The sequence below is a fragment of the Azospirillum sp. TSO35-2 genome (assembly GCF_003116095.1).
In the GTDB taxonomy this organism is placed as follows: Bacteria; Pseudomonadota; Alphaproteobacteria; order Azospirillales; family Azospirillaceae; genus Azospirillum.
Map to the genome: position 1 here is coordinate 652613 of NZ_LGRA01000008.1, position 15249 is coordinate 667861.

Annotated in this window: 10 protein-coding genes; 8 read left to right on the forward strand and 2 right to left on the reverse strand. The window is 68.3% G+C overall.

Going from position 1 to position 15249, the window contains the following annotated elements; translation table 11 throughout:
• A partial coding sequence (locus tag TSO352_RS04435) for an Ig-like domain-containing protein (RefSeq protein WP_247871897.1) occupies positions 1-3617 on the reverse strand: 3617 nt, incomplete at its 3' end.
• 607 nt (positions 3618-4224) lie between these two features.
• Here TSO352_RS04435 and TSO352_RS04440 point away from each other — a divergent pair.
• Positions 4225-6327 (forward strand): hypothetical protein, encoded by a 2103-nt coding sequence (locus TSO352_RS04440; protein WP_109106126.1) that lies wholly within the window; start codon positions 4225-4227, stop codon positions 6325-6327.
• A 19-nt stretch (positions 6328-6346) separates the two neighbouring features.
• Here TSO352_RS04440 and TSO352_RS04445 read toward each other — a convergent pair whose 3' ends face one another.
• Positions 6347-7318: a LysR family transcriptional regulator gene (locus tag TSO352_RS04445; protein ID WP_109106127.1), complete on the reverse strand. Its 972-nt coding sequence runs from the start codon at positions 7316-7318 to the stop codon at positions 6347-6349.
• A gap of 124 nt (positions 7319-7442) precedes the next feature.
• On the opposite strand from TSO352_RS04445, the gene TSO352_RS04450 reads away from it, so the two are divergent.
• The 7 genes from TSO352_RS04450 to tkt all read left to right on the forward strand — a co-directional run bounded on the left by TSO352_RS04450 (position 7443) and on the right by tkt (position 15242).
• Entirely contained in the window at positions 7443-8939 is a 1497-nt protein-coding gene (locus tag TSO352_RS04450; protein ID WP_282183825.1) for a form I ribulose bisphosphate carboxylase large subunit, read from the forward strand.
• Positions 8940-8954: 15 nt separating this feature from the next.
• A complete protein-coding gene (locus TSO352_RS04455; protein WP_247871898.1) occupies positions 8955-9410 on the forward strand; it encodes a ribulose bisphosphate carboxylase small subunit in 456 nt (151 codons plus the stop codon).
• Positions 9400-10158 (forward strand): ribulose-phosphate 3-epimerase, encoded by a 759-nt coding sequence (rpe, locus tag TSO352_RS04460; protein ID WP_109106128.1) that lies wholly within the window; start codon positions 9400-9402, stop codon positions 10156-10158. Before TSO352_RS04455 ends, rpe begins: the two co-directional genes overlap by 11 nt.
• Complete coding sequence (cbbX, locus tag TSO352_RS04465) at positions 10155-11060, forward strand: CbbX protein (RefSeq protein WP_109106677.1); 906 nt, start codon at positions 10155-10157, stop codon at positions 11058-11060. The genes rpe and cbbX overlap by 4 nt, the downstream gene beginning before the upstream one ends.
• A 75-nt stretch (positions 11061-11135) precedes the next feature.
• Positions 11136-12248 carry a class 1 fructose-bisphosphatase gene (locus TSO352_RS04470; RefSeq protein ID WP_109106129.1) on the forward strand — a complete coding sequence of 371 codons (1113 nt, stop codon included), beginning with the start codon at positions 11136-11138 and terminating at the stop codon, positions 12246-12248.
• Positions 12249-12261: 13 nt separating this feature from the next.
• A complete protein-coding gene (locus TSO352_RS04475) occupies positions 12262-13137 on the forward strand; it encodes a phosphoribulokinase (protein ID WP_109106130.1) in 876 nt (291 codons plus the stop codon).
• Between the two features lie 38 nt (positions 13138-13175).
• On the forward strand, positions 13176-15242 hold the full coding sequence (gene tkt, locus TSO352_RS04480) for a transketolase (protein WP_109106131.1): 2067 nt from the start codon (positions 13176-13178) through the stop codon (positions 15240-15242).
• Positions 15243-15249 lie beyond the last annotated feature (7 nt).

Here is a 15249-nt window from a genome sequence, read left to right on the forward strand (position 1 = left end):
ACATCCACCGCCGTGGCGGTCAGCGTGTGCCCGCCGCTGCCCAGGGTGGTGCTGATGATGCTCCAGCTTCCGCTGCCGTTCGCCGTGCCGCTGCCGACGGCGATGGTGCCGTCATACAGGGTGACGACGCTGCTGGCTTCCGCCGTGCCGGTGACCGTGGGCGCAACGACGTTGGTGATGCCGTCGCTGCCGCTCGCCCCGCTGTCGGAGCCCGAGGCCAACGCCAAGCCGGTCGGCGCCACGATCGTGCTGTCGATGGTGACGGTCAACGCCGTCGACGAGGTGGCCGTGTTGCCCGCCGTGCTCACGGCGGTTGCGGTCAGCGTGTGTGCGCCCTCGCTCAGCGTGCCGACAATCGACCAGGAACCGTTCGACGCGGCCGTGCCCGACGCCAGGACCGTTCCCCCTTCATACAGGGTGACGGTGCTGTCGGCCTCGGCCACGCCAGTCAGGGTCGGGGCCGTGACGTTGGTGATGCCGTCGCCGACGGTCCCCCCGTCGGAAGCGGCGTCGAGGAAGGGACCGGTCAGGGAGCTCTGGGTCAGCGTGATGCTGTCGCCGGACACAGAGAAATTGCCGGGAGTGTAGAGGCCGTCCAGCGTGATGATGCGGGTGGCGGCACCGGTGCCGGTGCCCGTGTTGATGTAGAGGGTGGTGGTGCCTCCGGAGGAGGAGAGCTGAATGGAACCCGCGGCAACGGCGCTTCCGGCACCGTTGGTGACCGGCCCGGTCAAGGTCGTGCCCTTGACGCGGATCACGTCTTCCTTGGCGAATCCGACGAGCGCGGTGGTCCCTTGGACACTGGAATCGAAGGCGAACACGTCGCTCCCGGCACCGCCGATCAGCGTTTCGATGCCGGATGCGAGGATCGTGTTGCCGGTGGTGCTCAGCGTGACGACGTCCACGCCGGCCCCTCCGACCAGCGTTTCGAGTCCCGACGCGGCAATCGTGTTGCCGCCGCCGCCCAGCGTCACGGCATCCGTGCCGACAGCGCCGATCACCGTTTCAAAGCCGATGGCCAGCATCGTGTTGCCGGCGCTGCCCAGCGTGACGACATCGAGGCCGGCGCTGCCGGTCAGCGTTTCCAGCGCCGATGCCAGGACCGTGTTCCCGCCCGACGACAGCGCCACCACGTCGATGCCGGCGCTGCCGATCAGGGTTTCGATCCCGCTGACCACGAGGCTGTTGCCCGCCGTTCCGGCGAGCGTGAGCGCATCGGCGGCGGAACTGCCGAACACCGTCTCGATGGCGCTGATCCGCAGCGTTCCGCCCGCAGCGCCGATCAGCAGCACGTCGGTGCCGCTGTCGCCGCTCACCGCCTCCAGACTGGACACCGACACGGTGTTGCCCGCCGCCCCCTGGAGAGCGATCACGTCGCTGCCGGCGGCGCCAATCAGCGTTTCGAAGCCGACCGCCAGCATGGTGTTGCCGGCGCTGCCCAGCATGACGACGTCCGTGCCGGTGCCGCCGAACAGCGTCTCGAGCCACGACGCGAACACGCTGTTGGAGGATTCGGTCAGGATGACGACGTCCGTGCCGACGCCAAGCCCCTGGATCGTCTCGATCAGCGACAGCGAGGTGTTCCCACCCGTCATCAGGCCGATCTGATCGACGCCCGCGCCGCCCGTCAGCGTCTCGATCCCGCCGACGGCGACGGTAACTCCGCTGATGGACGTCAGCACGTCGGTGCCGATGCCGCCGACGATCGTCTCCAGGCCGCTCACCAGCATCGTCGTGCCGATGCTGCCCAACATGATCAGGTCGTTCCCCACATCGCCGACGAGGGTTTCGATCCCCGTCACCGTCATGGTCTCACCGGCGCCGAGGGTCAGCGCCCCCCCCAAGACCGCCATCGCCTTGTTCGAACCGTCGCCCATCAGGAAGATCAGGTCATCGGAGGCCGAACTGCCGATCAGCGTCTCGACCCCGCTGATGTAGGTCGATTGCCGGCGGAGCGTCGTGGTGTAGGTGCCGCTGGCGAGATTGATGTACGGGGCATCGCCGAGAGTGATGACGTCGTTTCCGGTGCTGCCCCACAGATGTTCAACCACATGAGCAGTGATCGTGGACCCGTTGGGATCCAGGATTTTCCAGTAATCGGAAGACCCGTAAAATCCCGTAGTCGTCAACCAATAATGGTCGCCCATGATCTCCTCGACCCCCAGGACGCCCTGGAGATCGGATGAGCCGTTGCTGTTGGAACCGACACCACCGGGGTACTGCGCCCGATTCGACTTGATGACGAAATCATGCCCGTCGGTCCCCACCACGGTGTCGAAGAAGGACGTGGCGATCGTATAGCCGGGGCCGTCCAAATAGAGGATGTCGGTCTGGTAGGCGCCGATGATGGTTTCCACATTGGAAACCCGCACCGTGGCTCCGACCTGGACCGTCCCCGACGGCAGGAAGAGGGACATGAGCCGGAAGGTGTCCTGCCCGCTGCTTCCGAGGATCGTCTCGATGTTGGCGAACCCGCCCCCCGCCGTGGCTCCATTCGTGAACAGTGGTGAAAAAGAGGGGTCCAGAGCCTGGAGGACATCAACGCCGGTGCTGCCGTAGATCGTATTGACCCCGATCAGCGCGGTTGTGCTGCCAGTCTGTCCAACCGTGTAATCGATGAAGTAGACATCTTGTGCATTAGAGCCAAGGATTGTCTCGATGCTGGTGATGTGCGCTGTGGTTGCGACACCCGAGCTGAATTTGATGCTGCCGACATCCTTGGTCACATCAATGACGTCGTTGCCGCTCGATCCGAAGATCGTGTCGACGGCACCGATGGCCATGGTGTTCCCGGAACTGCCCAGCATATAGAGGACGTCCCGGTTATCAAACAGCAGACCAAGAACCGCCTCGACGCCGGTCACGCCGGTGTTGAGCGGGCTGGGGCCGCCATAGGAATTGATGATGTCCAGGCCGCTGTTGCCGATCACCGTATCGATGAGCGACACGACCATCGTCGTGCCCTTGGTCGAACCGATCTGCGCGACATCGACGCCTGAACCGCCGAGCAGCGTGGAGATGTCCTGAACCGAGATCGTGCTGCTGGCATCGGCCAGGGAGATCACCTCCGTTCCGGCGCCGCCGATGATCGTTTCGACGAGCGACACCCGCAAGCTGCTGCCGGTGGTGTAGAGGGTGCCGGAAGGGACGGCGCCCGTGTAGAGGGTGTTGCTGCTGAGAGTGCCGGCAACAATGCCGTTGCCGATGTAGACGACGTCCTTCGCCGTGCTGCCGATAATGGTGTCGATCCAGTCCACCAGGATCGTGTTGCCGCCGGTCCCCACCAGAATGATGTCTTCGACGATAGCCTTCGTGGTGCCGGTCAGCGTCTCGATCAGCGACACCGCCATCGTCGTCCCGACGGTGCCGTTGCGGATCAGGTCCAGGCCGGAACCGCCGACGAGCGTCTCCAGCGACTGCACCAGGGTGGTGTTGCCGCCGCTGCTGAAGGTGATGACGTCGCTGCCGGTGCTGCCGAGGAGCGTCTCGAGCGCCCGCACGGTGGTGGTGTTGCCGCTGTTGCCGAGGGTGACGACGTCCACCGTCGTGCTGCCGATGATGGTGCTCGGCGACGTCGTCGTGGTGAGCGTTCCTGAAGCGGTAACGGTTCCAGCCATAATATCCTCGCACGCGGCAGATCGAGAGGTTCGGTGAAGACGACGACGGCAGGCCTGGGCAAGCGGGGCCTAACCGGGGACGAGGCTATCGGACGAGCGACATGGCAGGTTCTCTGACATACAGAAGCATGGATAGGACGCCGCAGCAGGTTTGGCTAAGCCAATGCCGGCTTCGATAGTGACTGGGCACGGATGGGAAATCATTGCTTGAGAAGAAGAATGCAGAGCGTCTTATGAAAAGAAATATCGAGAAGCCGCGCACATCCACAGCGGCGCCTGATCGTATGGCTCTGCTTACTGGCAGGAAATTATACTGTTGTCTCGCCATGCCAATCCTCGGATCGATTCTCTTTTCTTATTCGGATTAAATCAACGCGGCCGATTTCCGCATAGGTTGCGTCACATTACGAAAGTAGTACTCCAAATGATACGGGCATATTAGCGTGGAAACAATCAACGAATTCCCTCGGGAATCCCCTACCCAATGTGGCTTTTGGTCACTTTTGGCGGCCGGTCACTCCACCGGCCCTGACGCATCGGCGCACGCGGTGTAGAGTGGGTTGGGCTGCTCCAACTTTGTCTGCGATGGCCAGCTTCCGGAGATCCTATGCGCGACACGCGGATCCGACCGCCCGCCCACCCGGCGACATCCTCCGTGCGGCGCTCGCTCGCCGACGCGCCTGCAAACGCAGAGGCGTTGCGCCTGTTGTGCGCGCTGCGTTGCGATGCCGGTGCGCTGGAGGACGCCCTGGTTTTCCTGCGACGCGCTATGGCGGTCGGTCCGGCAAGCGACGATGCTCACCACCGTGACGCGACCGCGCGCCTCCACAACGCCGGCGTGGCGCTGTTGCGCCATGACGAGCCCATGCGCGCCGCGGGGATCTTCAAGGCGCTGGTCGCGCTGGTGCCCGATCAGGAACCGTCGCGCCAAGCCTATCAGGCCGCGCTGACCCGGATTCATGCCCAGGCCTTCGGGTGCGTCGCCAGCGGCCAGCCGCGCGACGCCTTGCGCCGCTACGCCGCGCTTCTGGCGATAGCACCGGCGGCGCCCTCCATCCGCCAGGGGTTCGCCGGCCTCACGGCGCGCATTCTGGCCGACATCCCGCAGTTCGTCCAAAAGCGCGGCATGGCCGAGGCGCGGCGGCTCGTCGAAGCCGTGCTGGAGATCGAGCCGGCGCACGGCCGCGCCCTTATGTCGGAGGCCGCGCTGGTTCTCCAGGCCGACCGGGTCGGCGGCTGGACGCGGGCCCTGCGGCTGGCCCGCCGGGTCGCGGTGCTCGACCCGCAGAACAACGCCCTGATCCAACAACTGCGGCACTGGTGCCTGGAGGCGGCCGAATGCGCGCTCGCCCGCATCGGCGAGGGCGACCACGGCGCCGCCGCCGCCATTCTCGACGCCATCATCGTCGCCACGCCCGACCGGCATGCCGCCGCGCACCTCCAGGCCCTGCGCGCCGATGCCCGGACCGGCGCCGGATCGGCGAACACCGCGGTGGAGGTGCTGCGCTGGCTCGCCGCCCGCCACCGCGAGGGGGAACGCTACCGGGACGCCACCGACTGCCTGGAGCGCGCCCGCCAGCTGTCGCCGGACGTGGCCATCCTGGCGGAGCTGGCCGACGCGCTGAGACACCGCACCGTGCAGGACGCGACGGCCGCCGCCTGGACCTACGCCCAGCTCGTCATCCAGGGGCGACCGGCGCCGGCCGGCCCGGCGGAGCCGTTCCACACGCTGTCACGCTGCGCCGAAGCGCTGATCGCCAGCGAGAACATCGACCACGCGGCCCGCACCCGCTGCTGGGCGACCCTGCTCGGCGCCCGCGCCCTGGTGGGCTACACCGAAGCGTTCGGGCAGAACCCGCTGAACCCGCCGGCGGCGCCCAATCCCTTCCTGGTCCCCGCCGCGCCGCGCCAGACCCAGGGCCGGCGTCGGGTCTTCGACGGCTTCACCTTCTTCGACGAGGTCGAGTTGCTGGAGATCCGGTTGCACGAACTGCACCCGGTGGTGGAGGCGTTCATCGTGGTCGAGGCCACCCACACCCACACCGGCGCCCCCAAGCCGCTGGTGTTCCAGCAGTGCCGGGAGCGGTTCGCCGCCTACGCCGACCGGATCGTCCATGTCGTCACCGACCTGGGCGCCGGTTCGGGGGAGCCGGCGTTTGCGTGGCAGCGCGAAGCACGCCAGCGCGAGGCCATCCTGGGCGGCCTGACCGGGTGCCGCGACGACGACCTGATCATCGTGTCCGATCTGGACGAAATCCTGCGCCGCAGCGTCGTCGAACGGCTGCGCGAGGGCGAGGCGGCGGTGGATGGCGTGCTGCGGCCGGAACTGGAGCTGTTCTTCCACCGCCTCAACCGCCGCGCCCGGCGGACCTGGCTCGGGGCCGCCGTCGCGCCCTACCGCATCGTCCGCCGCCTCGGCACCAACCTGATGCGCTACCTGGCCAAACAGCAGGTCGGCCATGTGATCCCGGACGCCGGCTGGCATTTCACCTGGATGGGCGGGGCCACCCGTGTCCTCGCCAAGGCCGAGGCCTACGCCCACGAGGAAAACCGCACCGGCATGGTCCTTGCGCTCACCCGGGACGGCACCTTGCCGCATGGCGCTCCGGGGGTGGGCGAGCCGTGCGACATCGTCCCGGTCGACGACCGCTTCCCCGCCCTGGTCCGCGCCGAGGCCGACCGCCTGCGCGCCATGGGCTGGATCGCCTGAGCCGCCGCCTCCCCCGCGGTCAGCGGACGGCGACGTCCCCGTCCACCGGGATGGCGACGAGGGCCCTGTGGTGGGCGTGGATGCTGTCGATGATGCCCTGCCCGCGCTCCAGCAGGTAGCGTCGCAACTGCGCGTGCACCGGCAGCAGCGGCAGGCTGCGCCGGTGGGCGATGTACCAGGAGCGCATCAGCGGCAGCCCCTCCACGTTCAACTCCCGCAGCAGCCCCAGCGCCAGTTCCAGACCGATGGTGTGGCGGGACAGCAGCGCCACGCCGATGCCGGCCATCACCGCCTGCTTGATCGTCTCGTTGCTGCTGGACGTCATGACGACGCGCGGCGTCAAGCCCCCGGCCTGGAAGAACCCGTCCATCAGCGCCCGCGTGCCGGCGCCTTCCTCGCGGGTGATGAAGTCGCTGCCGGCGAGATCCGGCAGGCGCAGCCCGGTCGCGCCGGCCAGCGGGTGGGTGGGGGCGCAGATGATGACGCTGGGATGGCGGGCGAAGGGCTCGGCCAGCACCTCCGCGTCGTCCAGCGGGCGGCCCATGATGGCGAGGTCGACCTCGCCCTTCGCCACCATCGCGTTGACCTCGCGCCGGTTGCCGTCCCGCAGGTGGATGGACACGCCCGGCCGTTCCGCCTGGAAGCGGGACACCATGTGCGGCGCGATGAATTTGGCCGTGCTGACCAGACCGATGGTGACGTTGCCGCCGGTGACATCCTTCAGCGCCTGCATCCGCCGGTCCGCGTCGTCGAGCGCCTTGAGGATGACCGCCGCGTGCTCCTGCAGGTCGTGCCCGGCCTGCGTCAGGACGACGCCCCGCCCCACCCGCTCGAACAGCGGAAAGCCGCAATGGCCCTCCACCTGCCGGATCTGGAAGGACACCGCGCCCGGCGTCAGGCCGAACTGCTCGGCCACCCGGGCGAAGGAGAGCGTCCGGGCGGCGGCGGCAAAGATCTGAAGCTGCCGCAGCGTGGCGTGCTGGATGGTCATCGGCCGCACCTGTCACGAGGAATCCCTATCCATAACCTGCTGTATATTTGAATTTTCCTCAACAGTTTATGCGGCTAGCGTTTTCACCGGAAACGAACCAACCGGCACCGGCGAGGTGAAGACGATGAATTACGTATCCGCACCCCCCTCCACTGAGCTTCAAACGGCCGATCTCAAGCCGGGCGACCTGAAGGCCCGCTACAAGCCCGGCGTCCTGAAGTACCGGCAGATGGGCTATTGGGAGCCCGACTACGAGCCGAAGGACACCGACGTGCTCGCCCTGTTCCGCATCACGCCGCAAGACGGCGTCGATCCGGAGGAGGCCGCCGCGGCGGTCGCCGGCGAAAGCTCCACCGCCACCTGGACCGTGGTGTGGACCGACCGGCTGACCGACTTCGAACGCTACCGGGCGAAGGCCTACCGCGTCGACCCGGTGCCCGGCACCCCCGGCCAGTATTTCGCCTACATCGCCTACGAACTGGACCTGTTCGAGGAAGGCTCCATCGCCAACCTCACCGCGTCGATCATCGGCAACGTCTTCGGTTTCAAGCCGCTGAAGGGGCTGCGGCTGGAGGACATGCGGATCCCCGTCGCCTACCTGAAGACCTTCCAGGGGCCGGCCACCGGCATCGTGGTGGAGCGCGAACGGCTGAACAGCTTCGGGCGGCCGCTGCTGGGCGCCACCATGAAGCCCAAGCTGGGCCTGTCCGGCCGCAACTACGGCCGCGTGGTCTACGAGGCGCTGAAGGGCGGGCTGGACTTCACCAAGGACGACGAGAACATCAACTCCCAGCCCTTCATGCATTGGCGCGACCGCTACCTCTACTGCATGGAGGGGGTGAACCGCGCCATCGCCGAGACCGGCGAGATCAAGGGCACCTACCTGAACGTCACCGCCGCCACCATGGAGGACATGTACGAGCGGGCGGAGTTCGCCAAGGAACTCGGCAGCGTCGTCATCATGATCGATCTGGTCATCGGCTACACCGCCATCCAGTCGATGGCGAAATGGGCACGCCGCAACGACATGATCCTGCACCTGCACCGGGCCGGCCATTCCACCTACACCCGGCAGAAGAGCCACGGCGTGTCGTTCCGGGTGATCGCCAAGTGGATGCGCATGGCCGGCGTCGACCACATCCACGCCGGCACCGTGGTCGGCAAGCTGGAAGGCGACCCCAACGTCATCCGCGGCATCTACGACACCTGCCGCGAGACGCATGTCCCGCAGAACCTGCAGCACGGCATCTTCTTCGACCAGCCCTGGGCGGGGCTGAAGCGGCTGATGCCGGTGGCGTCGGGCGGCATCCACGCCGGCCAGATGCACCAGCTCCTGACCTATCTGGGCGAGGACGTCGTCCTCCAGTTCGGCGGCGGCACCATCGGCCATCCCGACGGCATCCAGGCCGGGGCGACCGCCAACCGCGTGGCGCTGGAAGTGATGGTCAAGGCGCGCAACGAGGGCCGCGACATCTGGAACGAGGGGCCGGAGATCCTGCGCGACGCCGCGCGCTGGTGCGCGCCGCTGCGGGCGGCGCTCGACACCTGGAAGGACGTCACCTTCGACTACGCCTCGACCGACAGCGTCGACTACGTCCCCACCCCCACTGCGGCGATGTGAGAAGGAGAGCACCCGATGCATGCGACCCCGATGAAGCTGACACAGGGCCAGTTCTCCTTCCTGCCCGACCTGACCGACGAGGAGATCACCAAGCAGGTGCAATACGCCCTCGACCAGGGCTGGGCCGTGGCGGTGGAGTTCACTGACGACCCGCACCCGCGCAACAGCTATTGGACGATGTGGGGCAACCCCATGTTCGACCTGCGCGACGCCAAGGGCGTGATGATGGAGATCGACGCCTGCCGCAAGGCCAACCCAGACCTCTATGTGAAGGTCCTCGCCTTCGACAGTTCGCAGGGGTTCGAGACGGTGCGGATGTCGTTCCTGATCAACCGCCCGGCGGTGGAGCCCGGCTTCGAACTGGTGCGGTCGGAGGGGCCGGGGCGGCGCATCGACTACACCGTGCGCAGCTACGCCACCGCCCTGCCGCCCGGCCGGCGCTATGGCGGGGAGGCGGGCCATGGAGCGTGAGCAGCGCGAGGCCGGGGATGAGGGCGGCTGTCTGCTTGCCCCGTCCATCCTCTCCGCCGACTTCGCCCGCCTGGGCGAGGAGGTGGAGCGGGTGGTGGAGGCCGGCTGCGAGGTCATCCACATCGACGTGATGGACAACCATTACGTTCCCAACCTGACCATCGGCCCGCTGGTCTGCGCGGCGATCCGGCCGCGGACGCGCGCCACGCTCGACGTCCATCTGATGGTGCGGCCGGTCGACGCGCTGATCCCCCTGTTCGCCAAGGCCGGCGCCGACATCATCAGCTTCCACCCCGAGGCGTCGGACCATGTCGACCGCAGCCTCGCCCTGATCCGCGAGCAGGGATGCCGCGCCGGGCTGGCGCTGAACCCGGCGACGCCGCTGGATCACCTCGACCACGTGATGGACCGGCTGGACCTGATCGTCGTGATGTCGGTCAACCCCGGCTTCGGCGGCCAGTCCTTCATCCCCTCGGCGCTCGACAAGATCGCCGAGATCCGCCGCCGCATCGACCGTCATCGGGAGCGCACCGGCCGCACCATCCGGCTGGAGGTGGACGGCGGCATCAAGCCCGGCAACATCCGCGCGGTCGCCGATGCCGGCGCCGATGTCTTCGTCGCCGGCTCCGCCATCTTCGGCGCCCCCGATGCCGACGGCGGCTACCGCGATGTCGTCGGCCGGATGCGCGCGGCCCTGGCCGCGACGGCGGAAACGGCGACGGCAACGCCGGAATGGAGGGCGGCATGAGCGACGTCACCGACACCCTCGACCGGCCGGCCGACGACGCTTCGGTGGATTTGGACGCGCTCTACCGCGACTCCGGCATCGCCGAGATGCTGGCCGGCATGGACCGCGAATTGGTCGGGCTGACGCCGGTGAAGACCCGCGTCCGCGAGATCGCCGCCCTGCTGCTGGTGGAACGCGCACGCCGTACCCTGGGCCTGCGGGCGGAGCCGCCGTCGCTGCACATGTGCTTCACCGGCAATCCCGGCACCGGCAAGACCACCATGGCGCGGCGCATGGCGGCGCTCCTCCACGGGCTGGGCTACATCCGGCGCGACCATGTCGTCAGCGTCACCCGCGACGATCTGGTCGGCCAGTACATCGGCCACACCGCGCCCAAGACGAAGGAGGTGCTGAAGCGCGCCATGGGCGGCGTGCTGTTCATCGACGAGGCCTATTACCTCTACCGGCCGGAGAACGAGCGCGACTACGGCCAGGAGGCGATCGAGATCCTGTTGCAGGTGATGGAGGACAACCGGGACGACCTCGTCGTGATCCTGGCCGGCTACCGCGACCGCATGGACGTGTTCTTCAAGTCCAACCCCGGCATGGCGTCGCGCATCGCCCACCATGTGGACTTCCCGGATTACCAGTCGGACGAGCTGCTGGAGATCGCCCGGCTGATGGTGGCGGGGATGCAGTACCGCCTTGCCCCGGAGGCCGAGCGGGCGATGGGCGACTACATCACCCAGCGCATGGCCCAGCCGCGCTTCGCCAACGCCCGCTCCATCCGCAACGCGCTCGACCGCGCCCGCCTGCGCCAGGCCAACCGTCTGTTCGAGGCGCGCGGGACCGCCATCGGCACCCGCGAGCTGCTGACCATCACCGAGGAGGACATCCGCAAGAGCCGCGTCTTCACCCAGTAGTTCCGCGAGACGCGGATCCACAAAAGGCAGACTGGCAAAAAGCCGGCCGCACAACAACGAGAGAGGGGGACCGCTATGCCACACCGTCGCACGACCTTCAGCAAATTCATCATCGAGGACCAGCGCCGCCACGGCGGCCCCGACACCGACCTGACGGCCTTGCTCAACGACGTCCAGACCGCGTGCAAGTTCATCGCCAGCGCGGTCGCCCGCGGCGCGCTGAAGCCGCCCGCCGGCCAGCCCGCCGCCCCGGTCCCCACCCCCGGCGTCAACGTCCACGGCGAGGTTCAGAAGCCGCTGGACCTGATCGCCAACGACATCATGCTGCGCACCTGCGAATACGGCGGCAAGCTCTGCGGCATGGCGTCGGAGGAGATGGAGGAGCCCTATCGCATCCCCCAGGAGTATCCGCGCGGCCGTTACCTGCTGACCTTCGACCCGCTGGACGGCTCGTCGAACGTCGACGTCAACCTGACGGTGGGCACCATCTTCTCCATCCTCAAGGCGCCCGACGGCGTCGAGGAGCCGGAGGTGGAGCATTTCCTCCAGCCCGGCACGCAGCAGGTGGCGGCGGGCTTCGCCCTCTACGGACCGACGGACATGATCATCGCGACCCTCGGCAAGGGCGTGCACGGCTTCACGCTCGACCGCGAGATCGGCGCCTACACCCTGACCCACCCCGACATGCGCATTCCCGACCGGGTCTGCGAGTTCGCCATCAACAGCTCCAACGAACGCTTCTGGGAACCGCCGGTGCGCCTCTACGTCGAGGAGTGCATCAAGGGCAGCTCCGGCCCGCGCGAGGCGGATTTCAACATGCGCTGGATCGCCTCGCTGGTGGCAGAGGTCTACCGCATCCTGATCCGCGGCGGCGTCTTCCTCTACCCGCGCGACGCCCGTCCCTCGCACAAGCCGGGCCGGCTGCGCCTGCTCTACGAGGCGAACCCGGTCGCCATGCTGGTGGAGCAGGCGGGCGGCGCGGCCAGCACCGGGCGCGAGCGCATCCTCGACATCCAGCCGCAGAGCCTGCACCAGCGGGTGCCGGTGATCCTGGGATCCAAGACGGAGGTGGAGCGGCTGGCCGCCTACCACGCGGCCTACGACCGCGGCGAGGATTTGAGATTCCACGCCCCGCTGTTCGGCACCCGCTCGCTGTTCCTGACGCCCGAATCCGCCACCCTGGCCTGAGGAGGGCCGTCCCATGTCAGCCCGGCATCCGATCATCGTCGTCACCGGCTCCTCGGGAGCGGGAACGACCACCGTCACCCGCACCTTCCAGCAGATTTTCCGCCGCGAGGGCATCAGCGCCGCCATCGTCGAAGGCGACAGCTTCCACCGCTACGACCGCAAGGAGATGCGCGCCAAGGTCCAGGAGGCGCAGGAGAGCCGCCACTCCACCTTCAGCCATTTCGGCCCCGACGCGAACCTGTTCGAGGAGCTGGAGGACCTGTTCCGCAGCTATGGCGAAACCGGCAGCGGCCGCAGCCGCAAATACCTGCACGACGAGAAGGAGGCCGAGCCCTACGGCCAGGAGCCCGGCACCTTCACCCCCTGGGAAACCATCGAGCCGGACACCGACCTGCTGTTCTACGAGGGCCTGCACGGCTGCGTGCGCACCGACACCGTCGACATCGCCCGCCACGCCGACCTGAAGATCGGCGTCGTGCCGATCGTGAACCTGGAGTGGATCCAGAAGATCCACCGCGACCGCAACCTGCGCGGCTATTCGGAGGAGGCGATCGTCGACACCATCCTGCGCCGCATGCCGGACTACGTGAAGTACATCTGCCCGCAGTTCAGCAGCACCGACGTCAATTTCCAGCGCGTGCCGACGGTGGACACCAGCAATCCCTTCATCGCCCGCGACATCCCGACCTCGGACGAGAGCATGCTGGTCATCCGCTTCACCCGGCCGAAGGGGATCGACTTCCCCTATCTGCTGTCGATGCTGAAGGACAGCTTCATGACGCGCCCCAACACCATCGTCTGCCCGGGCGACAAGATGGCGCTCGCCATGCAGCTGATCTTCACGCCGATGATCTGGCAACTCGCCGACCGCAAGAAGAAGGCGTTCTGAGGGACGCCCGAACACCAACACCGGGGAGGACACCAACCATGACCGCGAGCATGATCGCGACCGTCGAGGTCCGCGAACAGGACCCCCTTGCCGTGCCGCCGGCCGACCTGATCTCCAGGCACGGCCCCGAACGCCGCATGCTGGCGAACGCGCTGCGCGTGCTGGCCATCGACGCGGTGGAGGCCGCGAACTCCGGACACCCCGGCATGCCGATGGGCATGGCCGACATCGCGGAGGCGCTGTGGCGGCACCATCTGCGCCACAACCCGGCCGACCCGCTGTGGCCCGACCGCGACCGCTTCGTGCTGTCGAACGGGCATGGTTCCATGCTGCTCTACGCCCTGCTCCACCTGACCGGCTACGACCTTCCCATGGATGAGTTGCGGCGGTTCCGGCAGTTGGGCTCCCGCACGCCGGGGCATCCCGAATACGGCGTCACGCCGGGGGTGGAAACCACCACCGGGCCGCTGGGCCAGGGCATCGCCAACGCCGTCGGCATGGCGCTGGCGGAACGGCTGCTGGCGACCGAGTTCAACCGGCCGGGACACCGGATCGTCGACCACCGCACCTTCTGCTTCGTCGGCGACGGCTGCCTGATGGAGGGGATCAGCCACGAGGCCTGCTCGCTGGCCGGCTCGCTCGGGCTGGAAAAGCTGGTGGTGTTCTACGACGACAACGGCATCTCGATCGACGGCCCGGTCTCCGGCTGGTTCACCGACGACACGCCGCAGCGGTTCGAGGCCTATGGCTGGCGGGTGATCCGCGACGTCGACGGCCATGCCCCGCAAGCCCTGGACGCCGCCATCGCGCAAGCGTTGCAACCCGGCGGCAAGCCGACCCTGGTCTGCTGCAAGACGGTGATCGGCTATGGCTCCCCCAGCCGGGCCGGGACGCACGAGGTACACGGCGCGCCGCTCGGCGCCACCGAGGCCGCGGCGGCCAAGGCCACGCTCGGCTGGACGGCGCCGCCGTTCGAGGTGCCGGACGACGTGCGCGCCGCCTGGGACGCCCGCGGCCGCGGTGCCACGGCCCAGGCCGACTGGCAGGCCCGCTTCGACCGCTACGCCGACGCCCACCCGCAGGCCGCGGCCGAGTTCCGCCGGCGGATGCGCGACGACCTGCCGGACGGCTTCGCCCAGGCGGCCGACGCCTGGATCGCCGGGGTGGCGGAGCGGACCGACGCCATCGCCACGCGCAAGGCGTCGCAGCAGTCGATCCAGGCGCTGGCGGCCCTGCTGCCGGAGATGCTCGGCGGCTCGGCGGACCTCACCGGCTCCAACCTCACCGACTGGCCGGGCTGCGGCGAGCGCCACCGCCATTACGGCGTGCGCGAGTTCGGCATGACCGCGCTGATGAACGGGATGGCGCTGCACGGCGGCTTCCTGCCCTTCGGCGGCACCTTCCTGGTCTTTTCCGACTACGCCCGCAACGGTTTGCGCCTGTCCGCCCTGATGGGCCTGCGGGTGGTCTACGTCTTCACCCACGACAGCATCGGCCTGGGCGAGGACGGCCCCACCCACCAGCCGGTCGAGCACGCCGCCAGCCTGCGGCTGATGCCCAACCTCGACGTCTGGCGCCCGTGCGACGCGCTGGAAACCGCGGTCGCCTGGCGCGCCGCGGTCGAGCGGGCCGACGGCCCGACCGCCCTGCTGCTGTCGCGCCAGAGCCTGCCGGCGTTGGCGGACAGCGACCGGGCGCACGCCGCCGCCCGCGGCGGCTATCCGCTGGCGGATGCGGATGGACCCGACGTCGTGCTGATCGCCACCGGGTCGGAGGTCGCCATCGCGATGGAGGCCCGGCGGCTGCTCGCCGGACGCGGGATCGGCGCCCGCGTGGTGTCGATGCCCTGCTGCGAGGCCTTCGACCGGCAGGACCCGGCATGGCGCAGGGCGGTGCTGCCCGACGATGTGCCCCGGCTGGCGGTGGAGGCCGGAGCGACCGGGCTGTGGCACCGCTACACCGGGCTGACCGGCGCCGTCGTCGGCCTCGACCGTTACGGCGAGTCGGCGCCCGCCGGCGACCTCTACCGCCATTTCGGCATCACCGCCGAGGCGGTGGCGGAGCGCGCGCAGGCGCTTTGCATCCCCCGTTCCTCCCTGTCCTGATCCGGAG